Annotated in this window: 28 protein-coding genes, 1 tRNA gene and 3 pseudogenes; 13 read left to right on the plus strand and 19 right to left on the minus strand. The window is 57.8% G+C overall.

Annotated elements, in window-relative coordinates; all coding sequences use genetic code 11:
• Positions 1-312: pseudogene (locus IC37_RS12835) on the plus strand (IS66 family transposase zinc-finger binding domain-containing protein); the annotation flags it as partial.
• A gap of 4 nt (positions 313-316) precedes the next feature.
• Positions 317-555: pseudogene (locus tag IC37_RS12840) on the plus strand (plasmid pRiA4b ORF-3 family protein); the annotation flags it as partial.
• Between the two features lie 187 nt (positions 556-742).
• On the opposite strand, the gene IC37_RS12845 reads toward IC37_RS12840, so the two are convergent.
• Positions 743-952: an AbrB/MazE/SpoVT family DNA-binding domain-containing protein gene (locus IC37_RS12845; protein WP_256580728.1), complete on the minus strand. Its 210-nt coding sequence runs from the start codon at positions 950-952 to the stop codon at positions 743-745.
• A gap of 56 nt (positions 953-1,008) precedes the next feature.
• Here IC37_RS12845 and IC37_RS30970 point away from each other — a divergent pair.
• A pseudogene (locus tag IC37_RS30970) lies at positions 1,009-1,149 on the plus strand (recombinase family protein); the annotation flags it as partial.
• A 330-nt stretch (positions 1,150-1,479) separates the two neighbouring features.
• Here IC37_RS30970 and IC37_RS12850 read toward each other — a convergent pair.
• Positions 1,480-1,722 carry a hypothetical protein gene (locus IC37_RS12850; RefSeq protein ID WP_143519189.1) on the minus strand — a complete coding sequence of 81 codons (243 nt, stop codon included), beginning with the start codon at positions 1,720-1,722 and terminating at the stop codon, positions 1,480-1,482.
• Positions 1,723-1,817: 95 nt separating this feature from the next.
• Here IC37_RS12850 and IC37_RS12855 point away from each other — a divergent pair.
• A tRNA-Leu gene (locus tag IC37_RS12855) sits at positions 1,818-1,902 on the plus strand.
• Positions 1,903-2,475: 573 nt separating this feature from the next.
• Here the strand turns inward: IC37_RS12855 and IC37_RS12860 are convergent.
• From IC37_RS12860 to IC37_RS12900, 9 genes are all read right to left on the minus strand, one after another.
• The gene (locus tag IC37_RS12860) at positions 2,476-2,901 is read right to left on the minus strand and encodes a hypothetical protein (protein ID WP_030131454.1); all 426 of its coding nucleotides are present in this window, start codon (positions 2,899-2,901) and stop codon (positions 2,476-2,478) included.
• A 46-nt stretch (positions 2,902-2,947) separates the two neighbouring features.
• Positions 2,948-3,232 (minus strand): hypothetical protein, encoded by a 285-nt coding sequence (locus IC37_RS12865; protein WP_030131453.1) that lies wholly within the window; start codon positions 3,230-3,232, stop codon positions 2,948-2,950.
• A 309-nt stretch (positions 3,233-3,541) separates the two neighbouring features.
• The gene (locus IC37_RS12870) at positions 3,542-3,772 is read right to left on the minus strand and encodes a hypothetical protein (protein ID WP_008012835.1); all 231 of its coding nucleotides are present in this window, start codon (positions 3,770-3,772) and stop codon (positions 3,542-3,544) included.
• A gap of 130 nt (positions 3,773-3,902) precedes the next feature.
• Complete coding sequence (locus tag IC37_RS12875; protein ID WP_030131452.1) at positions 3,903-4,160, minus strand: hypothetical protein; 258 nt, start codon at positions 4,158-4,160, stop codon at positions 3,903-3,905.
• A gap of 69 nt (positions 4,161-4,229) precedes the next feature.
• Complete coding sequence (locus IC37_RS12880; RefSeq protein ID WP_030131451.1) at positions 4,230-5,267, minus strand: DNA topoisomerase IB; 1,038 nt, start codon at positions 5,265-5,267, stop codon at positions 4,230-4,232.
• Positions 5,268-5,365: 98 nt separating this feature from the next.
• Positions 5,366-6,445, minus strand: coding sequence for a molybdenum ABC transporter ATP-binding protein (gene modC / locus IC37_RS12885; RefSeq protein WP_030131450.1), 1,080 nt, complete (start codon positions 6,443-6,445; stop codon positions 5,366-5,368).
• A gap of 3 nt (positions 6,446-6,448) precedes the next feature.
• The gene (modB, locus tag IC37_RS12890; RefSeq protein WP_030131449.1) at positions 6,449-7,129 is read right to left on the minus strand and encodes a molybdate ABC transporter permease subunit; all 681 of its coding nucleotides are present in this window, start codon (positions 7,127-7,129) and stop codon (positions 6,449-6,451) included.
• Positions 7,130-7,888, minus strand: a complete 759-nt coding sequence (gene modA / locus IC37_RS12895; RefSeq protein WP_030131448.1) for a molybdate ABC transporter substrate-binding protein — start codon at positions 7,886-7,888, stop codon at positions 7,130-7,132.
• Between the two features lie 266 nt (positions 7,889-8,154).
• On the minus strand, positions 8,155-9,216 hold the full coding sequence (locus tag IC37_RS12900; protein ID WP_030131447.1) for a nitronate monooxygenase family protein: 1,062 nt from the start codon (positions 9,214-9,216) through the stop codon (positions 8,155-8,157).
• A 160-nt stretch (positions 9,217-9,376) separates the two neighbouring features.
• Between IC37_RS12900 and IC37_RS12905 the strand changes: the two genes are divergently transcribed.
• Positions 9,377-10,360, plus strand: a complete 984-nt coding sequence (locus IC37_RS12905; protein ID WP_030131446.1) for an MDR family oxidoreductase — start codon at positions 9,377-9,379, stop codon at positions 10,358-10,360.
• 53 nt (positions 10,361-10,413) lie between these two features.
• A complete protein-coding gene (locus tag IC37_RS12910; protein WP_030131445.1) occupies positions 10,414-10,902 on the plus strand; it encodes a GyrI-like domain-containing protein in 489 nt (162 codons plus the stop codon).
• On the opposite strand, the gene ada is transcribed toward IC37_RS12910, so the two are convergent.
• From ada to IC37_RS12935, 5 genes are all read right to left on the minus strand, one after another.
• The gene (ada, locus tag IC37_RS12915) at positions 10,866-11,939 is read right to left on the minus strand and encodes a bifunctional DNA-binding transcriptional regulator/O6-methylguanine-DNA methyltransferase Ada (protein WP_030131444.1); all 1,074 of its coding nucleotides are present in this window, start codon (positions 11,937-11,939) and stop codon (positions 10,866-10,868) included. The two genes, IC37_RS12910 and ada, sit on opposite strands and share 37 nt — an antisense overlap.
• Before the next feature lie 87 nt (positions 11,940-12,026).
• A complete protein-coding gene (gene alkB, locus IC37_RS12920) occupies positions 12,027-12,707 on the minus strand; it encodes a DNA oxidative demethylase AlkB (RefSeq protein WP_030131443.1) in 681 nt (226 codons plus the stop codon).
• Complete coding sequence (locus IC37_RS12925; RefSeq protein WP_030131442.1) at positions 12,697-13,407, minus strand: 2OG-Fe(II) oxygenase; 711 nt, start codon at positions 13,405-13,407, stop codon at positions 12,697-12,699. Before IC37_RS12925 ends, alkB begins: the two co-directional genes overlap by 11 nt.
• A gap of 128 nt (positions 13,408-13,535) precedes the next feature.
• Positions 13,536-13,712 carry a hypothetical protein gene (locus IC37_RS30095; protein ID WP_008012850.1) on the minus strand — a complete coding sequence of 59 codons (177 nt, stop codon included), beginning with the start codon at positions 13,710-13,712 and terminating at the stop codon, positions 13,536-13,538.
• A gap of 29 nt (positions 13,713-13,741) precedes the next feature.
• Positions 13,742-14,044, minus strand: a complete 303-nt coding sequence (locus tag IC37_RS12935) for a DUF1883 domain-containing protein (protein WP_007900033.1) — start codon at positions 14,042-14,044, stop codon at positions 13,742-13,744.
• A gap of 212 nt (positions 14,045-14,256) precedes the next feature.
• Between IC37_RS12935 and IC37_RS12940 the strand changes: the two genes are divergently transcribed.
• Positions 14,257-14,613 (plus strand): hypothetical protein, encoded by a 357-nt coding sequence (locus tag IC37_RS12940; RefSeq protein WP_030131441.1) that lies wholly within the window; start codon positions 14,257-14,259, stop codon positions 14,611-14,613.
• A gap of 72 nt (positions 14,614-14,685) precedes the next feature.
• Positions 14,686-14,916, plus strand: a complete 231-nt coding sequence (locus IC37_RS12945; protein ID WP_030131440.1) for a hypothetical protein — start codon at positions 14,686-14,688, stop codon at positions 14,914-14,916.
• A gap of 105 nt (positions 14,917-15,021) precedes the next feature.
• On the opposite strand, the gene IC37_RS12950 is transcribed toward IC37_RS12945, so the two are convergent.
• Complete coding sequence (locus tag IC37_RS12950) at positions 15,022-15,303, minus strand: hypothetical protein (RefSeq protein ID WP_030131439.1); 282 nt, start codon at positions 15,301-15,303, stop codon at positions 15,022-15,024.
• 83 nt (positions 15,304-15,386) lie between these two features.
• Positions 15,387-15,575: a hypothetical protein gene (locus IC37_RS12955; RefSeq protein ID WP_030131438.1), complete on the minus strand. Its 189-nt coding sequence runs from the start codon at positions 15,573-15,575 to the stop codon at positions 15,387-15,389.
• A gap of 283 nt (positions 15,576-15,858) precedes the next feature.
• On the opposite strand from IC37_RS12955, the gene galU reads away from it, so the two are divergent.
• The 3 genes from galU to gorA all read left to right on the plus strand — a co-directional run bounded on the left by galU (position 15,859) and on the right by gorA (position 19,986).
• A complete protein-coding gene (galU, locus tag IC37_RS12960) occupies positions 15,859-16,698 on the plus strand; it encodes a UTP--glucose-1-phosphate uridylyltransferase GalU (RefSeq protein ID WP_003182953.1) in 840 nt (279 codons plus the stop codon).
• Between the two features lie 293 nt (positions 16,699-16,991).
• A complete protein-coding gene (locus tag IC37_RS12965) occupies positions 16,992-18,521 on the plus strand; it encodes an MFS transporter (RefSeq protein ID WP_030131437.1) in 1,530 nt (509 codons plus the stop codon).
• Positions 18,522-18,627: 106 nt separating this feature from the next.
• Positions 18,628-19,986, plus strand: coding sequence for a glutathione-disulfide reductase (gorA, locus tag IC37_RS12970; protein WP_030131436.1), 1,359 nt, complete (start codon positions 18,628-18,630; stop codon positions 19,984-19,986).
• On the opposite strand, the gene IC37_RS12975 is transcribed toward gorA, so the two are convergent.
• Positions 19,983-21,002, minus strand: coding sequence for a DNA-binding protein (locus IC37_RS12975; RefSeq protein WP_030131435.1), 1,020 nt, complete (start codon positions 21,000-21,002; stop codon positions 19,983-19,985). The genes gorA and IC37_RS12975 overlap by 4 nt on opposite strands.
• A gap of 177 nt (positions 21,003-21,179) precedes the next feature.
• On the opposite strand from IC37_RS12975, the gene IC37_RS12980 reads away from it, so the two are divergent.
• Both IC37_RS12980 and ahpC read left to right on the plus strand, forming a co-directional pair.
• A complete protein-coding gene (locus tag IC37_RS12980) occupies positions 21,180-22,118 on the plus strand; it encodes a site-specific integrase (protein ID WP_030131434.1) in 939 nt (312 codons plus the stop codon).
• 138 nt (positions 22,119-22,256) lie between these two features.
• Positions 22,257-22,820: an alkyl hydroperoxide reductase subunit C gene (ahpC, locus tag IC37_RS12985; protein ID WP_030131433.1), complete on the plus strand. Its 564-nt coding sequence runs from the start codon at positions 22,257-22,259 to the stop codon at positions 22,818-22,820.
• Positions 22,821-22,879: the final 59 nt, after the last annotated feature.

Here is a 22,879-nt window from a genome sequence, read left to right on the forward strand (position 1 = left end):
AGCGTGGAATCAATGTCCGGATGTTGGCGGAATGGGTGTCCGGATGGTCATGGAATCCGCAGCTGAAGTGCTGGAGTACGTTCCGGCACGTTTTAAGGTGATTCGCCATGTGCGTCCCAAATGGGTCTGCCGCTGCTGCGAGCACATCGCCCAGGTGCCGGCGCGAGTCGCCCGATAGCTCGAGGCCTCGCTGGCCCGGGGTTATTGGCCCATGTACTGGTCTCCAAGTTTGTCGATCTTCTTCCGCTGTATCGGCAATCCGAGATTTACGCCCGCGAGGGCGTAGATCTGGAGCGCTCAACCCTGGCCGACCGGAAAGAGATTGCCCGCTGCGGCATGCCCTCAGGTGCCGTATTGCGTCGACGGTGCCAATGCTTGCCCGCCGGAAGACATCGGCGGTTGGCCGGGCTATGCCGAATTCCTTGAAGTGATGGCAGATCCCATCCCGACCACCCAGAGCATGAAGATATGCTGGAGTGGCATGGCGATAACTTCGATCCAACGGTTTTTGAGTGTGAGCGCGTCAATCAGCGGTTAAAGGGGATTAAGGTTTGAGATGCAAGGCGGTGTAGTTCGGACGCTTACGCATCACCAATGGGGTCATCTCGACCTTCGCGCTCAACTTCATCAAGAATCTCCAGGTATTGAATTGCTCGATCAGATCCTGGCTGCAGCCTTTCTAAATCCCACAAGGCATAGCGTCGTCTACGTTCGCGCTGCCAGAGACGCTTCGTGTCAATCATCATTCTTGCCCGCTATTCCAGGTCGCAGTGAGTTCGTCTATTCGCTCCGCTACTTGAGCCGTTTTTGATAGGACTAGGCAGCGCGTGTTGCCGACAAATTCTTCTATCAGGTACACAGCGTCGCCGACATCCAGCTCGAGCTCCTGCAGCGTCTCGTCTGGAATGCGTATCGCCCCGTCACCATCCCATTCTTCGATGATGATTTTCATAGGTGGCCTTCTCACGTGTGGTCTCCTTGCTTGTTTGTCGGCAATGGTAACTCGCTTTGCGTACAGGCTCAGAACGCAGCGAGGAAGCGTTCAGACTGCTCGATCACTTGCCCGCCAGTGATTTGGTAACAGTGACGCGGCTAGACAGGCTAGCTGCGCACCATCCCCGTGACCTGCTGGACATTACTGAGCAGTTAGCGCCGACATCGAATTGAGCCAGTTGCTGAGATGTCACTGACCCGGTCTGATTCTTCGCAAGCCATTGCCTGTGCTGGATTGGCGCCGACGTGGGGGGCAGACTTGCGTCGGCATGTGGGTCAACTCGGCGTCGGTGTCTACAGGTATTGGAAACCTTATCGTAGATCCTCCGCACCACGCCCGGGATGACGCGAGGCTAAAGACGTATCCAGCAATCCTTTGGCTGTCTACGTCCGTCGCTCCGACAAACCTGGCCCTATGGATTTCGATCAAACGCGCACACCTGCGGCTTTCTGATGGCTAGAATTATGGGTTGACCAAGGATGTATTCAATGTAGTGCTTCGACGGCTTCGCGAATCAGCGGAATCTTAGTGGTGCGTTTGTCGTAAGCCTCCAGCTTAACCCTATGGTCTCGGCCCTTGATTTTGCGCATCACAAAAAAGGTTTTACCGCCAGCTTTGGTGACTCGAATAACCAGGCCTTTGATTTTCGTGTCGTACACCAGAATGTCGGCCTTGCCGTCAGGGCAGGTCAAGTCGTCCAGAGCGGCTTTGGTGAAATTGATTTTCATGGCCATTACATTCATTTCCCGTGGCTAAGTGATTGATTCTGGTTTTGTTTTGGTGTTAAATCGTCGCCTGCTTTAGCGCTCCACCCGCTACATAAGCCTCGATGGTGAAATTGGTAGACACACCGGACTTAAAATCCGTCGCCGCAAGGTGTGCCGGTTCGACTCCGGCTCGAGGCACCACTCCACTCGCTTTTCATCTCGCTTACCCCTCACATCTGTCACTAGCGTCTAACCGACTCTGGTGTTTTTTGTCGTCTGCGATTCGGTAGCCAGCATCTGAGGTTTGTGAGCCGCTTGGGAGCCGGCTTGGGAGCTTTGCAGACAGCTTTCGCCATTCCTGGCATGCTGAGCTCAGCTCTCGCCCTCGCATCAAGGCCAGCAAAGAGTGTTCGTAAGTGATTGATTTTACAAATTTTTAAGCCTGTAAACACGGTCAGCAGCCGATCTCAGCGCTCAAATGCTTTTGTAGGCTGGCGGTGGGGAAGATGACTTAAAATCCCCCGCTCGTAAGGGCGTGCCGGTTCGATTCCGGCTTCGGCACCATATTTATCAAAGGCCTGCATGAGGTTTCTCATGCAGGCCTTTGTCGTTTCTGCTTCGCAATTTTTGACAGGCTTTATCCTGGATGCCAGTCGGTTAAGCATTTCAGCCGCGACACGCGCGTTGTAGCAGCTGCCGAAGGCTGCGTTCGGCTGCGCAGCGGTCGTAGAACCAGAAGTTGCGGTGCGTCAGGCAGGTCGGTTCATAAAACAGCTACTTCTCCGTCCATTTCCCACCACCGGTTTCGCAATCGATCTTGACCTGCGGCAGGTTCTCGACGCTGTAGTAATAAGTGATGACCTGGGCATTGTCGGGGATGTTCAGCGGTTTGCTGTTCTTGTCCTTGCTGATGGACTGAGGGTTGGCCAGCGCCTCTGCAGTCAATGTGCCCAGGCAGGTAGCCCGATAGCGATCACCGCACTGTGCGACTTTTTTCTTGGTGGTGGTCAGCATTTCCTTGCTCTCGTTGCTGCAGGACCAATCAATAGAGTCCACGGGCATGCCTTCGTACTCATAGCAGCTGTGTGTTTCGATCAAGGGAACTGAAGGGCTTTGAGATCGGGTTTTGACGTCGCACCCTTGGGCCATCACCCACGTGGGGCACAGGCAGACGACCAGAAGCAGAAGAAGTCTGTTCATCGGTGTTTCCTCTCCTATAGCGCCCCATGTCGGGGTTGGGAGTCAGCTACACGAATGGCTGGCCGGTGAAACCGCGCGGCAGTCTTTGCAAACCGGGCATTTCGATCAGCCGCTGGGTCCAGGCTGCGCGCCAGTCAGTGACTGTGTGGACGACTTTGGCCTTGCGTGCGGCCCGACGTGCAGCGTTGCGTTCGGCTTTGCGTGCATCTTTGAACGCATCGGTGTTTCGGCAGCTTCTGCATTTTACGCGAGTCAGTATGCTGCTTGAAATCAGCTTGCTGCCTTTGTGTCCGCAGGCCAGGTGCCCGCTGACTTTGAAGTGAGTGACCATGGGGTATCTCCTTCGTGATGTGTAATCGTTCGACAGACGGGCGAGGGCGTTCGTTCGTTATATAGCAGGCAAAAAAAGGCCCGCATGCGGGCGGGCCAGGGGATTTCTTGAAAGGAGTGGATGCACTGTAGGGCATGAGTTGTGAAGGTCGTGTGAAATGGGAAAAGACCCAAACAAAAAAAGCCCGGCATATTTGGCCGGGTGGGTGTGTAGCGCATGACAGGCAGGCAGGTGTAAGCCTGGTGACGGCTGTCACCGTTCAGGTGCCCTGAATGGGGCTTTGTGCCTGGCTCAAGTACTTGGGTCGACTCATCTGAACCGAGGCAGCGGTGGCTCGACAGGTTTGAGTGAAGACAGCGCGCTGCGAATCTGCGGCGTGTCTTTCTCGATGTCATTCAGACGATCGCGAATCCTGAGGGCTGTGGGATGCCCCCCTTGATTATCGACCCAATCGGCGATTTCCTTACACGCAGCGGCAAGGCGCGCCTGACGGGAGTCAAGCAGGGTGAGCAGGGTGGTGATGGACTCTTTCTCGGACATGACATACACCTCCGTTCAAAGAAATCGGGCAAAGGGCAACAAAAAGCCCGCGAGGAGCGAGCTTTCTGCCGGTGGGTCGCTGATCCTTCAGCTCCTATGAGTATAGACCCGGAAATAAAACAGGTCAGCTTCAGGCCTGCTGGGACTTCGGCGAACTGACCGCGTTAAGCCGCCGACATTCGCGTGCGGCGTCCTCTTCAAGATCGAAGCCGTCACCGATGAAGCCGCGAGTGCGGGTATCGGTGATGCGATACCAGACGGCAGCGTCGGGTGGCGGGTGATCGGGTTCTCCGGCCCGGCGACCATGAATGATGATCTTGTTGCAGCGTTTCACAACGAAAATGTCTTCCATGGCGTCACCGAAGCTATTCGTATTCAGATCAAGCATAGAAGCCCTTTGCGATCATGCAAAAAACGGACAGGTCAGTTCGTCGGTTTAGTCCACCTCAAAGAGATCTCACGGTGTTTCGGCCGTCTCGATAAGCTTCTCCAGAAGCACTGCCAGCGCGACTTCTTCGGCCCTGAGCCTTTTACGTCCCCTAGATCGTGGCAGTTCGGACAATGCCCCCCGCATGAAACCATCGACGACTGCGGGGTGGATGTAGCACTTGCGGCAAACCGCCGGGGTATTGCCCAGTTGCCGGGCGACGTTCTTGACCATTTCCACCACATGCCGCTTCGCGTCGGCTTCCGATTCCCACTGCAACTCGCGCAGCACCGCCAACGCCAGCGCACTGCCGGCCCAGGTGCGGTAGTCCTTGGCGGTGAAATCGGCGCCGGTCAGCGTCTGCAAGTAGGCGTTGACGTCGGAGGAACTGATGGTGTGCCGCTCGCCGTTTTCGTCCAGATACTGAAAGAGGTTTTGCCCCGGGATTTCCAGGCAACGCTTGATGATCCGCGCCAGCCGCAGGTCTTTGACGGTGATCTGGTGCTCGATGCCGCTCTTGCCACGAAACTGGAACAGGATCGCACTGCCGTTGACCTCGACATGACGGTTGCGCAGGGTCGTCAGGCCATAGGAGCGATTGTCCCGGGCGTATTGCGTGTTGCCGACCCGGATCAGCGTCGCATCGAGCAAAGTAATCACCGTGGCCATGACTTTGTCGCGGCTGAGACCGGGCGCCGCCAACAGAGTTTCAAGCTGTTTACGCAGTTTCGGCAGGGCCAGGCCGAAGTCCCGCAAGCGCGAGTATTTGTCGGCATCGCGCACTTCTCGCCAGCGCGGGTGATAACGGTATTGCTTGCGGCCGCGAGCGTCGCGGCCGGTGGCTTGCAGATGGCCGCGTGGGTCGGGGCAAATCCACACGTCGGTGTAGGCGGGCGGCACCGCAAGTGCATTGATGCGTTTGATTTCATCCGGACCGGTAATGCGCTGACCCGCCGGGTCGAAGTAGCAAAACTTGCCGCGCAGGAGCTTGCGGGTAATGCCGGGCTGGCTGTCATCGACGTAATGCAGATCGGGCGGCAGAACATCGGGCAACGCGGTATCTGGCATGGCGGGCAATCCTGAGCGACGAATCATGGGGCGTTAAACCATTGACCGCGCACTGTTGCCGGGGTGCCTGGAGAATGCCTGGAGAGTGCCGACAGATTTTAGGCCAGCACCGCCACCGCTTTGATTTGCGCCCAGAGTTGCTGTCCGGGGTGCACGCCCAGTTGATCCCGGGAATAGCGGGTGATCCGCGCCAACAGCGGTGTACCGGCCGCGTTCAGACGGATCAGTACGTGAGCGGCGTTATCGGCGCCGATTTCACTGATCACCGTGACCGGCAGGCGATTGAGGATGCTGCTGTGCTCGACGCCTTGCAGGCTCAGGCTGACATCCCGTGCCTGGACCTTGCAGCGCAATGCCTGGCCTTCAGCCATCGGTAAATGGGCGACTCGAATGCTTAGCTCCGTGTTGGGCAGTTGCAAGGTCAACAACTGATAGTCAGCGTCATAGGCGCTGACGTGTCCTTCGATCACCACGCCGGCGTCGTCGCCCAGCGCCAGCGGCAGATCGAGCCGGGCCAGGGTTTCGCCGATGGGGCCACTGGCCAAAGCCTTGCCGTTACTGAGCAGGACGAGGTGGTCGGCGAGCCGCGCGACTTCATCTTGAGAATGGCTGACGTACAGCACGGGGATGTCCAGTTCATCGTGCAGCCGTTGCAGATACGGCAGGATTTCGTTTTTACGCTGGGTATCGAGCGCCGCCAGCGGTTCGTCCATCAGCAAAAGCTTCGGGCTGGTGAGCAGGGCACGAGCGATACCGATCCGCTGGCGTTCGCCGCCAGAAAGGTTCTGCGGATCACGGCCCAGCAAATGACCAATCCCCAGCAATTCAGTGGCATGCGCCATGTCGACCCGGCGCTGTTGGCGAGGGATGCGCCTGAGGCCGAACTCAAGATTGGCCCGCACCGACAGATGTGGGAACAGGCTGGCTTCCTGGAAGACGTAACCCAAGGCGCGTTTATGCGGCGGGACAAAAATCCCCTTGTCGCTGTCCTGCCAGACTTCATCGTTGACCTGAATAAAACCCTGCTCGGCCTGTTCCAGACCGGCGATGCAGCGCAGGCACGTGGTTTTGCCCGAGCCGGAATGGCCGTAAAGCGCCGTCACTCCTCGGCCGGGCAGTTGCAGGTCGACATCCAGGGCGAATCCCGAATAGTTCAGTTTCAAGCGCGTATGAATCATCGATCAGCTCCAGGCCGCTTTGGTTTTACGGCTGGAGTAGAGCGCCAGCAATACTGCAAACGAGAACACCAACATCGCCCCGGCCAGCCAATGAGCCTGGGCGTATTCCATGGCTTCGACATGATCGTAGATCTGCACCGAGACCACGCGGGTCTTGTCGGGAATGTTGCCGCCAATCATCAGCACCACGCCGAACTCGCCGACGGTGTGGGCGAAACCAAGAATGGCCGCGGTGATGAAACCGGGGCGGGCCAGCGGCACAATCACGCTGAAGAACGTGTCCCAGGGATTGGCGCGCAAGGTGGCAGCCACTTCCAATGGGCGAGTGCCGATGGCGGAAAAAGCATTCTGTAGCGGTTGGACCACGAACGGCATCGAGTACAGCACCGAGCCGATCACCAGCCCCGCAAAACTGAAGGTCAGGGTGCCGAGACCCAGCGATTGGGTGAACTGACCGATCCAGCCGTTCGGGCCGAGCGCCAGCAACAAATAAAAGCCGATCACCGTGGGCGGCAGCACCAGGGGCAGGGCGACGATCGCCCCGATCGGGCCGCGCAACCAGGACCGGGTGCGCGACAGCCATAATGCAATCGGAGTGCCGATGACCAACAGGATCACGGTCGTCAGGGACGCCAGTTTCAGGGTCAACCAGATGGCGGAATAATCGGCACTCGATAGCGTCATTTAGAGTTGGTAACCGTAGGATTTGATGACAGCGGCGGCTTTCGGACCTTTTAGGTAGTCAACCAGTGCCTTGGCGGCCGGGTTGTCCTTGCCCTTATTGAGGATCACCGCGTCTTGTTTGATCGGGTCATGCAGATCGGCCGGGACGATCCAGGCCGAACCGCTGGTGACTTTGCCGTCTTTGTAGATCTGCGACAAGGCCACAAAACCGAGTTCGGCATTGCCGGTGGAGACGAATTGGTAGGCCTGGGTGATGTTCTGGCCTTCAACGATCTTGTCTTTGACCTTGTTGGTCAGGCCTTGCTTGGCCAGTACTTGAGTGGCGGCAAGGCCATACGGGGCGGCTTTCGGGTTGGCGATGGACAGATGCTGATACTGATTGTCGCTCAGCACTTTTCCCTTGGCGTCGACGTAACGGTCCTTGACCGACCACAGCGCCAGAGTGCCGACGGCGTAGGTGAAGCGTGAGCCTTTGACTGTGTCGCCTTCGGTTTCGAGTTTTTGCGGGGTGGTGTCGTCTGCCGAGAGGAATACTTCGAACGGCGCGCCGTTCTTGATCTGGGTATAGAACTGGCCGGTTGCACCAAAGGAGGTGACCAGTTTGTGCCCGGTGTCTTTCTCGAAATCCGCCGCGATGGCCTGGATCGGCGCAGTGAAGTTGGCGGCAACCGCGACCTGGACTTCATCCGCCTGGGCGGAGCCGAAAGCGAACACGGTGAACAGGCACGCAGGGGCAATACGTGAGGCACGAATGATCATGAAGCGGCTCCGTGGTAGGCGAGATGAAACGCTATATAGCGGAATATATAGCGAATTGCCTGTAAACGGAACTTGCCGGATGCAGAGTGCAGGCTTGGCACCGGATTTGTGGGGAGAGGGCTTACCTGTGGCTAGTGGGCTTCCTGTGGCGAGGGAGCTTGCTCCCGCTAGGGCGCGAAGCGGCCCCAAAAGCTTCACGACTGCTTCGCAGCCGAACGGGAGCAAGCTCCCTCGCCACAGGAAGCCCGCTCCCACTGGTTTTGTGCCTAGCGAGTCAGTTTGGCCAACGCCTCATCCGCCAAACGCCGAGTCAACTCTGCCGAGGTCATTTCAACGCCCAGCGTGAACGCCTGACCGGCCCAAAGGCTGCTGAAATCCGCTTCCCCTTTGGCCCGCAGCGGCATCAACGCACCACCCGCCAAGGGAAAGGCCGGCGCTTTGGCGCTCATTGGCCCCAGCTCCCGCATCACCCGATTGAGAATCCCGCGTGCCGGGCGCCCGGTGAAAATGTTGGTGACCGCCGTTTCACTTTCCTTGGCTGTGCGCAACGCTTTGTGGTGAGAAGCACTGACCTTGGCCTCCGGCGTGAACAAATAAGCCGTACCCACTTGAACCGCCGAGGCGCCCAGCAGGAAAGCTGCCGCAACGCCTCGCGCATCGCCAATCCCGCCCGCCGCAATCACCGGCACGTTCACCGCGTCGACGATTTGTGGCACCAGGGCAAAGGTCCCCACCTGGCTGCTCAAGTCATCACTGAGGAACATCCCCCGGTGGCCGCCAGCCTCGTAACCCATGGCGATAATCGCATCGCAGCCATGCTGCTCCAGCCAGATGGCTTCTTCGACGGTAGTCGCCGAGGAAAGAATTTTCGCCCCGGTGGCTTTTACCCGATCCAGCAGGGACTTTTCCGGCAGGCCGAAGTGAAAACTCACCACTTCAGGACGAAACTCTTCAAGCACTTCGCAGGCCGCATTATCGAACGGCGCGCGATTGGATACCGGCGTCGGCGCATCGAAATCGACTTCCAATTCCCGGTAATACGGTTCCAGCAGATTCTTCCAGTTCCGGGCACGTTGCTCATCGGGCGGTGGAGGTTGATGGCAGAAGAAGTTGACGTTGAACGGGCGCTGGGTGTGTTGGCGAATCGTTTTCAGCTCCTCGCGCAACTGCTCGATGCTCAGCATCGCGGCAGGCATCGAGCCCAGGCCGCCAGCGTTGCTCACCGCAATCACCATGGCCGACGTCGTCGCGCCAGCCAGAGGGGCCTGAATGATCGGCAATTCGATCCCGAGCAGGTCAAGAATGCGGGTGTCTGGCCATTGGCTCATGTGCAGTGTTCTCCGGCGTCGGTAGAAACGAATTTGTATCAGTAATGGCTGACCCAAGGCCAGTCGAGTTTGAGGATTGGCTTAAAGTCGGCTACGGCGATGTGTTTTCATGTGTTATTTCAACAGCACGACAACTGAACGATTCCATCGGGAGGCAGTGATGTTCAAAGGCATTTTGATCGACAAGGACGACAGCGGTTACCGGGCCACCCTGCAAGAGATCAATGACGATCAATTGCCTGAAGGCGATGTGACCGTGCGTGTGGCGTACAGCACGCTAAATTTCAAGGATGGCCTGGCGATCACTGGCAGCAGCCCGGTGGTGCGCAAATTCCCGATGGTGCCGGGGATTGATCTGGCGGGCACTGTCGATGTCAGCAGTCATCCGGACTACAAGGTCGGTGATCAGGTCCTGCTCAATGGCTGGGGTGTGGGCGAAGGACACTGGGGCGGATTGGCGCAGAAAGCGCGCCTGAATGGCGACTGGCTGATCCCGTTGCCCAAAGCATTCACCGCCGCGCAAGCAATGGCCATCGGCACGGCCGGTTACACGGCGATGCTGAGCATCCTTGCACTGGAGCACAACGGCGTGAACCCCGAGCAAGGCGAGGTGCTGGTGACAGGCGCGAACGGCGGCGTAGGCAGTTTCGCCATCGCGCTGCTGAGCAAACTCGGCTATCGCGTGGTGGCGTCCACCGGCCGCACCGCCGAGCACGAATATCTCAAGCAATTGGGCGCCAGCGAAATCATCGATCGCGCCACGTTGTCGGAGCCGGGCAAACCGTTGGCCAAGGAGCGTTGGGCGGCGGTGATCGATTCGGTCGGCAGCCACACGTTGGCCAACGCCTGCGCAAGCACTCGGGCCAACGGCACCGTCGCCGCCTGCGGTCTGGCGCAAGGCATGGACTTTCCAGCCTCTGTCGCGCCGTTCATTTTGCGCGGTGTGACCTTGGCCGGCATCAACAGCGTGACCCAACCCAAAGCCAAGCGGATACTGGCCTGGAATCGCCTGGCCAAGGATCTGGATTTCGCCTTGCTGCCGCTGATCAGTCACGAAATCGGCTTGAGTGAAGCCATCGATGCGGCGCAGCGCCTGCTTGCCGGCCAGTTGCGCGGTCGGGTGGTGGTCGACGTCAATCGTTGATCGTCTTGGCGCCAATCAAACAGACAAACTGTAGAAATAAGGAAATAGCGACAATGGATGTAAAGCTGCGTGAAGTGCTGCCCTTTAGTGTCGCGGGCTTGCAGGTGCGAACCCTCAATGCCGCAGAACAGCAGCCAGATACCGCACGTATCGGCCCTATGTGGGAACAATTTTTCGTTGAGGACGTTTTCGACAAAATCGCCCACAAACAGCCGAACTCCTTTATGTACGGCGTCTATTCCAACTACGAATCCGATGCTTCGGGCCACTTCGATGTAACCGCGGGTGCAGCGGTCACCGCGCCCTCCGAGGGTTTTGCGCAGCTTCAAATTGAGGGCGGCGATTATCTGGTGTTCAGCTCCAAAGGACCGATGCCAGACAGCGTCATTCAGACGTGGGGACTGGTCTGGGCTTACTTCGAAGATAACCCGCAGGTTCACCGCAAGTTCGCCACGGACTTCGAGGTCTACACCGGCCCGGAGACCGTGGCGGTCTATATCGGCATTCAGGATTCAGCCGCGTTCTCGCGTTCAAGCAACTGACGCTTGCGCTCCACACCCCACCGATAGCCCGACAGGTTGCCGTCGCTGCGCACCACGCGATGGCAAGGGATTGCCACCGCCAGGCTGTTCGCGCCACAGGCCTGGGCCACGGCGCGCATGGCTTTCGGTGCGCCGATGCGCTGAGCGATATCGGCATAACTGGCGGTGCTGCCGGCGGGAATCTCTCGCAAGGCTTGCCACACCCGCTCCTGAAACGCCGTGCCGCGTACGTCCAGCGGCAAGTCCAGGCCGAGGGCCGGGGCTTCGATAAAACCCACCACTTTGGCGATCAACTGCTCGAATTCATGATCGGCGCCAATCAGGTTGGCGCGCCGAAACTTGTCCTGCAGATCACAGACCAATTGATGCGGATCGTCCCCCAACAGAATCGCGCAGACGCCGCGCTCACTTTGCGCCACCAGAATCGCCCCGAGGGAACACTGGCCGACGGCAAAACGAATGTCGTTGTTCTGCCCGGCCGCGCGGTAATCGCCGGGCTTCATGCCCAGCAGTTGATCCGCCGCCTCATAGAAACGGCTGTTGGAGTTGAAGCCGGCGTCATACACCGCGTCGGTGACCGTGCTGCCGTCCGCCAGGCGTTCGCGAACCTTGCGCGAGCGGTGGGCCGTCGCGTAGCCCTTGGGCGTCAGGCCGGTGACGGCTTTGAACACGCGATGGAAGTGGAAGCTGCTCAGGCCGGCCGCGTCTGCCAGTTCATTCAGCGCCGGCAAGGTCTCGGCGGATTCGATGTGACGACACGCAGCGGCTACGGTCGTGGCGTGTTGTGCGGCGACGTCGCTTTGATCTTTAGCGGCCCGTTTGCTGGGACGATACCCTGCCGCCTGAGCTTGCTCGGCCGTGTCGAAAAACTCGACATTCTGCGGCTTCGGCAAGCGCGCCAGACTGCTGGGACGGCAGTAGATGCCGGTGGTTTTCACCGCATACACAAACTGCCCGTCGGCGCGGGGATCGCGCGCGACCACAGCGGCCCAGCGAGGATCGTTTTCGGTGGCGATATTTTTCGAATGAGTTGTCATGGCTTCATGTCCGTTGACCCGTTTCATGCAGATTAACCAGCCGGCAGAGACGCCACACTCCGGGTCTTGCGGTCGAATTCAACGGTTTCATTCTGCGGTACGAAAGGTGAAGTTGATCCGCTGTTCGCCCAACTGAGGGTGATAACCCTCCTTGATCGGCAAGACGCCGTGATAACGCAAACGGTCGACGCCGCCCCAGACCACAATATCGCCGTGCAACAGTGGCACCCGCTGGCTTTTGGCGCTGCGTTCGAAGCCACCGAACAGGAATGTCGCCGGCAATCCCAAGGATACCGACACGATAGGGGCCGCGTAGGAACCTTCGTCTTTGTCCTGATGCAACGACATCCTGGCACCGGGAATATAGCGGTTGATCAGGCAGGAATCAGGCACGAAATCGATAAACCCAGCTTCCCGCGCCGCCGCTTGGGCCAGTTCGAAAAACACCTCAGGCATTTCAGGCCAGGGCAGGCCGGTCTGCGGATCGTTGCGAGTGTACTTGTAGCCGCTGCGATCGGTCGTCCAGCCCCAAGTGCCGCAACTGCTCAGCGCCACTGACATGGTAAAGCCGCCGGGTGTGACCATCTGCCGAAAAGGGGCTGCAGCCAGAACCGCCTCCAGCGTCGGCAGCAACCGGTCGAGCCAAGGCAGGGCGAAGCCTCTAAGCACGTAGGATTGTTCGCCGATTTGCTCGCGCCGGGGCTGCTGCTCGGGTTCGGCGTCGGCAAACAGATCGAAGGTGATCGGGCTCATGGGGTCATAGCGCATCGTGAAAGATGATTCCAAGGGTATGCCGCTTTCCACTGTGCAGGCGACTCACGCCGTGACGCATGGTCACTCGGTAATAGCCGCGAACGCCTTTTACCGGGCGCTGATTCACGGCAAAAATCAACGCGTCGCCTTTCTTCAGACCGATGACTTGCGGGCGCGACTGCATCCGTGGACGTTGTTCGGTCAGCACAAACTCACCGCCGGTAAAATCTTCACCCGGTTCTGACAGAAGAATCGCCACTTGCAGCGGAAAGACGTGTTCGCCGTACAGATCCTGATGCAAACAGTTGTAATCCTGCGGGCCGTATTGCAGCAACAAAGGTGTCGGGCGTTCCTGACCGGCGGCATGACAGCGTTGCAGAAACGCTTCGTGCGATTCGGGGAAACGGGTCGGTAGACCCATGGATTCGTACCAGCGATTGGCGATTGGAACCAGTCGAGGGTAAAGCGCGCTACGCAACAGGGCCACCGGATCCGGCAGCGGGTATCTGAAGTATTTGTACTCGCCACGGCCAAAACCGTGGCGAGCCATCACCACTTTCGAGCGAAAAGGCTCAGGCCGCTCGTACAGGGCGCTTATTTCATCGCAGGTATCAGGGCTTAAAAACGACCTGATAACTGCGCAGCCATCCTGATCGAGTTGCGTCTCAAGCCGGGCCCAGTCGAGGGAATCGTTGCGAATCGGGTCGGTAAACAAGGGTTCTGACTCCTTGACCAAAAGGTCGAGGCGGCCAGTTTAGTGTGCGTTTGGGGAGTGAACACTCCGGCGCTTGCGGTCGAATTCGAAAGGGGAGCTGACATCCATGTTGTCGCTCCAGATCGCATTTACAGCGCTTTGCTCACGCTGATCTCGCTGATGACGTCTTCAGTCTGGCCGTGAATGACGTCCAGTGCAGCCTTGGCTTCTTCTTCTGTGCCGTTTTCAAGTTGGGCGAATTCGAAGCGGCGCTCGCCGTTGAGTTTGTATTTGATGACGTACTTGGTCGTCTGGGCCACGGTCATATCTGCCTGTTTTGGTGTGAGGTCGTCGATCAGCTCAGCTTCGAGCTGGAACGACGAATGATCTTGATCGAATGCGTCAGCGTCGGTTTGCGGGTCACGCTGATCGGCCGGCGGTTGACCGTGTCGATGGTGATGTTCCAGAAACCGGTGCTCGGCGCGGTGATCCGGGCCGGAAAGGTGTCGAATGCACCGCCATGGTAGGTATGACGGCCGCCATTCTTGAAGCTGCGGAAGTTGGCGTCGTTCATCAAGCGGATGTTGCACATTTGCGAGCACTGGATGACGACGATGTCGTCTTCGTTGAGGTGCTCGCGCTGGTGGATAAATTTCATGAGGCGCCTCCAGAAGGGCTTTTTCTACAAAATCAAAACGATAGCATGGGCGATTGGCGCAGTTTATCAGCCCGAACGGGTTATTATCCGGCTGTCGGGGTCCGCTTTGACAATAAAAAACAGTTATTCGGAACTCTATGAGCTTTAAAAGCAGTGAGCTTTGGAGAAAAACAGCATTTGTGCTGTCGGAGGGTCTTTATCGGAGGTTTTGTATGAAGTGGGGTGTTCTGGTCGTGCCGTTAACATTGGCAGTGGGTGGATGTGCAAGTGTCTCGGACATTAATGACTCACTGCCCACCATGAGCGTGATTTCAGGCAAGAACCCCCATGAATATGCAAAGTGCCTCGTCGAGAAGCTGGCCGATAGCCGTGGCGCCCTGCAAGTCGAGCCGCAGAAGGAAGGCGTGCGGGTTATCGTGCCGCAGAAGTTCTCCTCCGGGCCGGCAGCGGTGTTTGAAATTGAAGACCGCTCCGGTGGCAGCAGCATCAAGCTGCATGAACGCATCTCCAACGTGCCTTTACGCCCATGGGATGTGCGCAATGCCGCAACGGCGTGCATCTCCGGCTGATAAACTACCCCGAGTCAGCACTAATGCCGTCAAAGTCGCGCTTTGACGGCATTGTCATTTCTGGAGTCGAGCATGAAGCGAGAGCAGGTACGGGCGCGCCATGCAGAGGGTCATATCTCTGCCACCCACGTGATTCAAAACCCGGCGAATCCGGGGGAGTGGATCGTGTTTTTCAAGAAAAGCGCCGGGCGTAGTTTTTTCCTGGTGGATGACAACGATGAAGTCGAGTCCTTCAGCGGCCTCGACGATTTGATCGAGACCGTGCGCGGGCTTGGGATCAAATTCGCCGAAATTCATATGTAGGGTGTAGGAGCGAGGCTTGCCCGCGAAGAATGCACCGCGGTTTTTCAGGTATTACGCGTCATCGTTCTTCGCGGGCAAGCCACGCTCCCACAGGGTTTGCATGCCCTACTTGCAGACCACCACCACGCTGCGGTTTTTGTAGTTGCCGACGTCGACGCCCAGGGTCTTGTCGCTTTCCTTGGTCGACGGTGTGCCGTCGGTACCGACAATCCGATAACCGGTGCCGGCGCACGAGGCATCGGCTTTTTCGTAGCAACTGGCCCAGGCGTTGGCTTCCCCGGAACAGTCGATGCTCAAGCCTTGCTCGCCATTTTTCAGGTAAGTCGTTTCGGATGTGGCACAGCCGTTCAGGGCCAGCACCGCAATCAATGGCAAAAATTTATTCATGTCGTGGTCATCATCAGTGATGGGGCTAAACGCACAAAAAAGCCCTGCGCAAAAGGCAGGGCTGCGGTCGTGTCAGGTTCAGCTCAAGGCTTGTCCTTGCCGCGCCGCTTGGGGGCTGCGGGTTGATCCTGCAACACCGATGCCACTTCAACCGCCAACGCTTCTGTAGGGAACGGCCCGGCAATATTCTCGCCGCCGACGCTGTCTACCCACCACTGGCCGTCTTTTGCCTGATTGATCAGGTACCCGTTAACGCTTTTTGCTGCCGACATCTATCTGCCTCGTTGGCTGGTTCAATCGCACAATGATAGCGCCAAATGCCCTCAACGGGTGCCGATGGGTGTAGGGTGGGACAGATTGTCTTTCGGCTGATGGCCGTGCAAATCTGCCGATCTCTGCTATTTATGAAGGGTTGTGCAGATTTTATCTGCGGAACTATCCATCAGAATATTTCTCTATGATGGCATCGGTTAGCCAGTGCGGGGCATTGTAAGGTGCACGCCGCCTGATTAGACTGCGCCGAAACTCGTACACACAGCCCTTTCAAGGACTTATATGATCAAGAAATGCTTGTTCCCAGCAGCCGGTTACGGTACTCGCTTCCTGCCAGCGACTAAAGCCATGCCCAAAGAAATGCTGCCGGTGGTAAACAAGCCACTGATCCAGTACGGCGTCGAAGAAGCACTGGACGCCGGGTTGACCGAAATCTCCATCGTCACCGGTCGTGGCAAGCGCGCCCTGGAAGACCACTTCGACATCAGCTACGAGCTGGAAAACCAGATCAAGGGCACCGACAAGGAAAAATATCTGGTCGGCATCCGTAAACTGCTCGACGAGTGTTCGTTCTCCTACACTCGCCAGACCGAAATGAAAGGCCTGGGCCACGCGATTCTGACTGGCCGTCCGTTGATCGGCGACGAACCCTTCGCCGTGGTACTGGCGGACGACTTGTGCGTCAACCTCGAAGGCGACGGCGTACTGACCCAAATGGTCAAACTGTACAAGCAGTTCCGCTGCTCGATCGTGGCCATCCAGGAAGTCGATCCTCAAGAAACCAACAAGTACGGCGTGATTGCCGGCGAGATGATCCGCGACGATATCTACCGCGTTCACAGCATGGTTGAAAAACCAAAGCCTGAAGACGCGCCGTCGAACCTGGCGATCATCGGCCGTTACATCCTGACCCCGGACATCTTCGACCTGATCGAACAGACCGAGCCAGGCAAGGGCGGCGAAATCCAGATCACCGACGCCCTGATGAAGCAGGCACAAAACGGCTGCGTCATGGCCTACAAGTTCAAAGGCAAGCGTTTCGACTGCGGTGGCGCCGAAGGCTACATCGACGCGACCAACTTCTGCTTCGAGAACTTCTACAAGACTGGCAAGGCTTACTGATAGCACCTGAGCTGCTTGTACTGAAAAGCCACCTTCAGACTGTGTGAAAACACACTGGTGAAGGCCCAAGCAAACGCCCCGACTTGTTCGGGGCGTTTGCTTTTGTGTGGGTGAAAGGAAAAAAGGCTTTCTCGCCGATCAACACTTAAATGTCTGTCGAGTCGGTGAGACTGATCGTACAGATCAGGATTACGACGAGTTCAGAAGCGACCTACAGGGAGTTTCAAATACATTCACGGCAGCATTGAAAAATGTCCCGTGAATTTTTTTGTGTGCAGTAAGGAGTTTTACCCATGGCATTAATAAGTGAGGCGGCACACCGCAGAGCGAGATCAAAGCGTTGGTTAGGCCTAAGCGTGCTGATGCTGCCTGTGTTGCTGGTGACAGTTGACAATACGGTGCTTGGATTCGCGTTACCAAAAATTGCCGAGGCCCTGCGTCCGAGCGCTAGTCAGCAGTTGTGGATGATCGATGCTTATTCGCTGGTATTGGCGGGATTGCTGGTGTCGATGGGTAGTCTGGGAGATCGAATCGGTCATCGTAAGTTGTTGCTGGCCGGGTCTCTGGGGTTTGCCATTGTGTCGGTGCTAACCGCGTATTCCGATACCGCCACGCAACTGATTGCCGGGCGAGCTTGTATGGGCGTTTTCGGTGCAATGCTGATGCCCTCAACGCTGGCATTGATACGTTCGGTGTTCGAGGACCGAGAAGAACGCAGGCTAGCAGTCGCGATCTGGGCTACGACGTTGACGGTCGGTTCGGCACTCGGTCCTTTGGTGGGCGGGGTATTGCTGGAGTTTTTCAGTTGGGGGTCTATTTTCCTGTTGGCGGTGCCCGTGTTGGTGCCACTGCTGGTATTGGGGCCATTGTTGTTGCCCGAGTCCGAGCGAGATGCTTCAGGACCCTTGGATCCGATAAGCATCCTGCAATCGATGGTAGCCCTTGGTGCCATTGTTTATGGCATTAAACACAGCGCCAGTAATGGTATCGACTGGATGGCGCTGACAACATTTGCAGTAGGCGCAGTTGCGGGCTGGTTATTTGTGCGTCGACAGTTACGACTGCCAGTACCGCTGATGGACCTGAGTCTGTTTCGCAGTGGCACCTTTAGCGGCTCTGTCGCGATCAATTTGATGAGTCTCGCGTTTCTCGTCGGCTTCGTATTCTTTGCCACTCAGTTCCTGCAGATCGTTCTTCAGATGTCGCCCTTGAGTGCTAGCCTCGCGTTGGTCCCAGGTCAGATCATGGCGATAGTTGTGGGGATGGCGGTCGTGCCTGTTGCACAGCGATTACAGGTGCATGTGCTGATACCGATTCTGATGGCGTTTGCTGGGGCTGCGTTTTTGCTGGTCGCCAGCATGGGCAGTAGCCTGACCGTTCTAGTGGTGGCTTTTGCCTTGCTGAACATTGGCGTGGGGGCGATCGCGACGGTGTCCAATGATGTGATTTTGTCAGCCGCACCACCGGCAAAAGCGGGCGCTGCGTCGGCCATTAGCGAAACGGCCTATGAAGTGGGCGTAGTTTTGGGGACGACCGTGCTCGGCGGTCTCGTCACCGCCTACTATCGCGGTGCGTTGCAGCTTCCGGGGTTTCTGAGCGAAGTGCAGATGATGCTGGCGAGTGAGACGCTATCTGGCGCCCATCATGTGGCGGCAGGCTTGTCGGGTGACCAGGCAAGGGAATTGATGACGCAGGCGGGAAGGGCATTCGAAGGTGGGATCGGTTTGGTTTCGTGGGTGACGTTCGGCCTGGCACTCATGGCGATTTTGATTGCCTGGCGCACTCTGCGGACACCGAAAGCGCAATCTGCAGGGGGGCATTGATCGAAGGCGAAGGTTGGGCCACGCATCGCACGGCCCGAGCATTTCGGCGCAATGCTTGCTCAACGGCCGTCCGCAGGTATGCTGGTCACCTGCCGAGGAGATAGAAATGGCCTACGATTTTGACCTATATGTGATTGGTGCCGGTTCCGGTGGTGTGCGGGCTGCGCGGTTTGCGGCCGGTTTTGGCGCGAAAGTCGCCGTGGCCGAGAGCCGCTACCTGGGCGGTACGTGTGTGAACGTCGGCTGCGTGCCGAAAAAATTGCTTGTCTACGGCGCGCATTTCGCCGAAGACTTCGAGCAGTCACAAGGCTTCGGCTGGACCCCGGGTGAGGCGAAGTTCGACTGGGCGACGCTCATCGCCAACAAGGATCGCGAGATCAATCGCCTGAACGGCATCTATCGCAATCTGCTGGTCAACAGCGGTGTGACCTTGCATGAAGGTCACGCGAAAATCGTCGATCCGCATACCGTCGAGTTCGATGGCAAACGTTACACCGCCAAAAACATCCTGATCGCTACCGGTGGCTGGCCGCAGATCCCGGAGATTCCGGGGCACGAGCACGCCATCAGTTCCAACCAGGCGTTCTTCCTAAAAGAACTGCCAAAGCGTGTTCTGGTGGTCGGTGGTGGTTACATTGCGGTGGAGTTTGCCGGGATTTTCCACGGGCTGGGTGCCGAGACTACGCTGCTGTATCGCGGTGATCTGTTTCTGCGTGGCTTCGATAGTGCGGTGCGCAAGCATTTGCAGGAAGAGTTGACCAAGCGTGGCATGGACCTGCAATTCAATGCCGACATCGAGCGCATCGACAAGCAAGCCGATGGCAGCCTGAAAGCCACGCTCAAGGATGGTCGCGTACTGGAGGCGGACTGCGTGTTCTACGCCACCGGTCGGCGTCCGATGCTCGACAATCTGGGGCTGGAAAACACCGGCGTCAAACTCGACAAGAAAGGTTTTGTCGAGGTCGATGAGCAGTATCAAACCGCAGAGCCATCGATCCTGGCTCTGGGCGATGTGATTGGTCGGGTGCAGCTCACGCCGGTCGCGCTGGCCGAAGGCATGGCCGTGGCGCGGCGCTTGTTCAAGCCCGAGCAATATCGCCCGGTGGATTACAAGATGATCCCGACCGCAGTGTTCAGCTTGCCGAACATTGGCACTGTCGGCCTGACCGAAGAAGAGGCGCGAGAGGCCGGGCACGATGTGGTGATCTTCGAAAGCCGTTTCCGGCCGATGAAGCTGACCCTGACCGGGTGTCAGGAACGCACCTTGATGAAGTTGGTGGTGGACGCCAAGACTGACAAGGTCTTGGGCTGCCACATGGTCGGCCCGGAGGCCGGCGAGATCGTGCAAGGATTGGCGATTGCCCTGAAGGCGGGCGCAACCAAGCGTGATTTCGACGAAACCATCGGCGTGCATCCGACGGCCGCCGAAGAGTTCGTCACCATGCGAACGCCGGTCGCGGGTTAATCGTCCTTACGCGGCACTGATGCGTCTGGCCCTGTCGCAACGACAGCCGTCAGGCGCATGCTTTCATCCAGGCTGGCCTGCAACTTGATCAGTTCAACTTCCAGCGCTTTGTTGATGTGCGACTGTTCGTCGTTGTTCTGCTTGAGTGACTGGCTTTCCAGCATGGCAATGCGCAAGCGTTCCTGGAGGAGGGTGCGTTCGCTGTCGATGCGGTTGACCTGTTCCAGCAGCTGATCCTGTCGGCTGTTGGTGTGCTTGAGTTGCTCTTGCGACAGGCTCAACTCCCGCAGCGTTCCACGGTTTTCCGTCAGTAAGCGCTCGTTGTCGCGATGCAGTTGGGTGATTTCATCCTGACGTACCAGTGCGCTTTGCTGCGCCTGACGCAACTCCATTTGAATCTGTTGCACCTGACCTTCGTGGCGGCGCTGTTCCTGCTCGCGCTGGTCTTTGACGGCGTTGCGGTAGTGTTCCAGTGCTTCGCGGGCGTGCAGGTGCTTTTCTTCCAGTGAGCGGATCTGCTCGTCCTTGTCCTGCAAGCGTAATTCGAAATCTGCCAACGCCTGGTTCAGCCCGGCGTTGCGGGTTTGCTCGCTTTGCAGCATGGAGCGGATGTCGTGCAGTTCTGCCGATTCCTGAGTCAGCGCCAGGCTTTGAATTTCGTATTGCTGGTGCAATTCGGTATTGGCCTCGCGGGCCTCGTGCAGCTGGGTTTCCAAGTCTTTTCGTTGTTGCTCGAACTGTGCGCGCGCCTGGTCGATGGGCTCTTGTGCCTGTTCTTTCAGGCGTTGCGCCAGGCGCGACACCAGGCTTGTCAGCTCATCATCGATAGGCTCGGAAGGTGCTTGCGTGGGCTCGGCGCCGTCATCGAGCTCCTTCATATAGCGATGGATTGTGGTTTTTGAACCGGTATTGCCCATCTCGATCCGCACTGCGTCAATACTCGGGTGTTCGCCCCGGGCGAGGATTGCCGAGCGTGCCGCCTGCACCAGTGCCTTGTTTACGCCGCCACGTGCCATGTGTTCTCCTACGATTTGATACTGTGGTACGTACCACTAATATACGCACTGTACCATGATGCGAATAAAGTTAAAATCCTATGCTTAATCATGCGGGATATACTGGTATTACCCCGTGTGATGAGCTGTAATTCGAGTTTTACCCGCCAGAGCGGTACGTTTTTGAGAAGTGAGCCCATGACCGAGCTGGATCGTTACCTGCAAGCCGCCACGCGCGACAACACCCGTCGCAGCTATCGCGCGGCCATCGAGCATTTCGAAGTCAGTTGGGGCGGGTTCCTGCCGGCGACCGCCGATAGCGTGGCGCGTTATCTCGTGGCCCACGCGGGCGTGCTGTCGATCAACACCTTGAAGTTGCGCTTGTCCGCGTTGGCCCAGTGGCACAACAGTCAGGGTTTCGCCGATCCCACCAAGGCGCCCGTGGTGCGCAAAGTGTTCAAGGGCATTCGTGCGCTGCACCCGGCCCAGGAAAAACAGGCCGAGCCGTTGCAGCTTCAGCATCTGGAGCAAGTGGTGGCCTGGCTGGAGCAGGAAGCGCAAACCGCCAAGGCGCAGGGCGATCAACCGGGTTTGTTGCGGGCGCGGCGCGACACGGCGCTGATCCTGCTGGGCTTCTGGCGCGGTTTTCGTAGCGATGAGTTGTGCCGCGTGCAGATTGAACATGTGCGGGCCAGCGCCGGCTCAGGCATCACCCTCTACCTGCCTAGCAGCAAGAGCGACCGCGAGAACCTTGGCCAGACGTATCAGACGCCGGCCTTGCAGCGCCTGTGTCCGGTGCAGGCCTATATCCAATGGATCACTGAAGCGGCATTGGTCCGCGGGCCGGTGTTCCGGGGTATCGACCGCTGGGGCCATTTGAGCGAGGAGGGCCTGCACGCCAATAGCGTGATCCCGTTGTTGCGCCAGGCCCTGGAGCGCGCCGGTATTGCGGCCGAGCACTACACCAGTCACTCCTTGCGTCGTGGTTTTGCCACCTGGGCCCATCAGAGCGGTTGGGATTTGAAGTCGTTGATGAGTTATGTGGGCTGGAAGGATATGAAGTCGGCCATGCGCTATGTTGAAGCCAGCCCGTTTCTCGGGATGACCCGAATCGCTGAAAAGCCGTTGACACCATAGATCACGTTTTCTTCTATTAATACGCTCGGCTAATAGCGAAAACCAATCAGCAGCATCAGGTTTGCCAATGAGCCAACCGGCGATCGACTGAGTAGGATTCACTCCATCAACTTCTTAACCCCTGACGGAGAGTCATCGATGCCTATCATCAACAGCCAAGTTAAACCGTTCAAAGCTGACGCCTTTAAAAATGGCGACTTCGTAAAAGTGTCGGACGCTGACCTGAAAGGCAAGTGGTCTGTCGTGTTCTTCTACCCGGCTGACTTCACCTTCGTTTGCCCGACCGAACTGGAAGACCTGGCTGACAACTACGCCGAGTTCGAGAAACTGGGCGTCGAGATCTACAGCGTTTCCACTGACACCCACTTTGCCCACGCTGCCTGGCACAACACTTCGCCAGCCATCGGCAAAATCCAGTACACCATGATCGGCGACCCGACTCATGTCATCTCCCGCAACTTCGACGTGCTGATCGAAGAAGCGGGTCTGGCTGACCGTGGCACCTTCGTGATCAACCCGGAAGGCCAGATCAAAATCGTTGAACTCAACGACGGCGGTGTAGGTCGTGACGCTTCCGAGCTGCTGCGCAAAATCAAGGCCGCTCAGTACGTTGCTGCTCACCCAGGCCAGGTTTGCCCAGCCAAGTGGAAAGAAGGCGAGGCCACTCTGGCTCCGTCTCTGGACCTGGTCGGCAAGATCTAAGTCTGTGACGCGCTTCATCAGGGCGGAACTCCGCACCTCCTAAGTAAGCTGCACCGCCC

Origin of the sequence: Pseudomonas sp. QTF5 (assembly GCF_000512695.2) — a bacterium.
Lineage (GTDB): Bacteria > Pseudomonadota > Gammaproteobacteria > Pseudomonadales > Pseudomonadaceae > Aquipseudomonas.

What these genes read in the sequence shown, in the direction of transcription:
- modC (WP_030131450.1), bottom strand. Translation starts at nt 6,445, where the DNA reads ATGATTCATACGCGCTTGAAACTGAACTATTCGGGATTCGCCCTGGAT.
- IC37_RS12935 (WP_007900033.1), bottom strand. Translation starts at nt 14,044, where the DNA reads ATGAAATTTATCCACCAGCGCGAGCACCTCAACGAAGACGACATCGTC.
- ada (WP_030131444.1), bottom strand. Translation starts at nt 11,939, where the DNA reads ATGACAACTCATTCGAAAAATATCGCCACCGAAAACGATCCTCGCTGG.
- galU (WP_003182953.1), top strand. Translation starts at nt 15,859, where the DNA reads ATGATCAAGAAATGCTTGTTCCCAGCAGCCGGTTACGGTACTCGCTTC.
- IC37_RS12955 (WP_030131438.1), bottom strand. Translation starts at nt 15,575, where the DNA reads ATGTCGGCAGCAAAAAGCGTTAACGGGTACCTGATCAATCAGGCAAAA.
- IC37_RS12965 (WP_030131437.1), top strand. Translation starts at nt 16,992, where the DNA reads ATGGCATTAATAAGTGAGGCGGCACACCGCAGAGCGAGATCAAAGCGT.
- gorA (WP_030131436.1), top strand. Translation starts at nt 18,628, where the DNA reads ATGGCCTACGATTTTGACCTATATGTGATTGGTGCCGGTTCCGGTGGT.
- IC37_RS12975 (WP_030131435.1), bottom strand. Translation starts at nt 21,002, where the DNA reads ATGGCACGTGGCGGCGTAAACAAGGCACTGGTGCAGGCGGCACGCTCG.
- IC37_RS12950 (WP_030131439.1), bottom strand. Translation starts at nt 15,303, where the DNA reads ATGAATAAATTTTTGCCATTGATTGCGGTGCTGGCCCTGAACGGCTGT.
- IC37_RS30095 (WP_008012850.1), bottom strand. Translation starts at nt 13,712, where the DNA reads ATGACCGTGGCCCAGACGACCAAGTACGTCATCAAATACAAACTCAAC.
- modA (WP_030131448.1), bottom strand. Translation starts at nt 7,888, where the DNA reads ATGATCATTCGTGCCTCACGTATTGCCCCTGCGTGCCTGTTCACCGTG.
- IC37_RS12875 (WP_030131452.1), bottom strand. Translation starts at nt 4,160, where the DNA reads ATGCTTGATCTGAATACGAATAGCTTCGGTGACGCCATGGAAGACATT.
- IC37_RS12850 (WP_143519189.1), bottom strand. Translation starts at nt 1,722, where the DNA reads ATGAAAATCAATTTCACCAAAGCCGCTCTGGACGACTTGACCTGCCCT.
- IC37_RS12905 (WP_030131446.1), top strand. Translation starts at nt 9,377, where the DNA reads ATGTTCAAAGGCATTTTGATCGACAAGGACGACAGCGGTTACCGGGCC.
- IC37_RS12880 (WP_030131451.1), bottom strand. Translation starts at nt 5,267, where the DNA reads ATGCCAGATACCGCGTTGCCCGATGTTCTGCCGCCCGATCTGCATTAC.
- modB (WP_030131449.1), bottom strand. Translation starts at nt 7,129, where the DNA reads ATGACGCTATCGAGTGCCGATTATTCCGCCATCTGGTTGACCCTGAAA.
- IC37_RS12980 (WP_030131434.1), top strand. Translation starts at nt 21,180, where the DNA reads ATGACCGAGCTGGATCGTTACCTGCAAGCCGCCACGCGCGACAACACC.
- IC37_RS12910 (WP_030131445.1), top strand. Translation starts at nt 10,414, where the DNA reads ATGGATGTAAAGCTGCGTGAAGTGCTGCCCTTTAGTGTCGCGGGCTTG.
- ahpC (WP_030131433.1), top strand. Translation starts at nt 22,257, where the DNA reads ATGCCTATCATCAACAGCCAAGTTAAACCGTTCAAAGCTGACGCCTTT.
- IC37_RS12870 (WP_008012835.1), bottom strand. Translation starts at nt 3,772, where the DNA reads ATGTCCGAGAAAGAGTCCATCACCACCCTGCTCACCCTGCTTGACTCC.
- IC37_RS12945 (WP_030131440.1), top strand. Translation starts at nt 14,686, where the DNA reads ATGAAGCGAGAGCAGGTACGGGCGCGCCATGCAGAGGGTCATATCTCT.
- IC37_RS12940 (WP_030131441.1), top strand. Translation starts at nt 14,257, where the DNA reads ATGAAGTGGGGTGTTCTGGTCGTGCCGTTAACATTGGCAGTGGGTGGA.
- IC37_RS12845 (WP_256580728.1), bottom strand. Translation starts at nt 952, where the DNA reads ATGAAAATCATCATCGAAGAATGGGATGGTGACGGGGCGATACGCATT.
- IC37_RS12865 (WP_030131453.1), bottom strand. Translation starts at nt 3,232, where the DNA reads ATGGTCACTCACTTCAAAGTCAGCGGGCACCTGGCCTGCGGACACAAA.
- IC37_RS12900 (WP_030131447.1), bottom strand. Translation starts at nt 9,216, where the DNA reads ATGAGCCAATGGCCAGACACCCGCATTCTTGACCTGCTCGGGATCGAA.
- IC37_RS12860 (WP_030131454.1), bottom strand. Translation starts at nt 2,901, where the DNA reads ATGAACAGACTTCTTCTGCTTCTGGTCGTCTGCCTGTGCCCCACGTGG.
- alkB (WP_030131443.1), bottom strand. Translation starts at nt 12,707, where the DNA reads ATGCGCTATGACCCCATGAGCCCGATCACCTTCGATCTGTTTGCCGAC.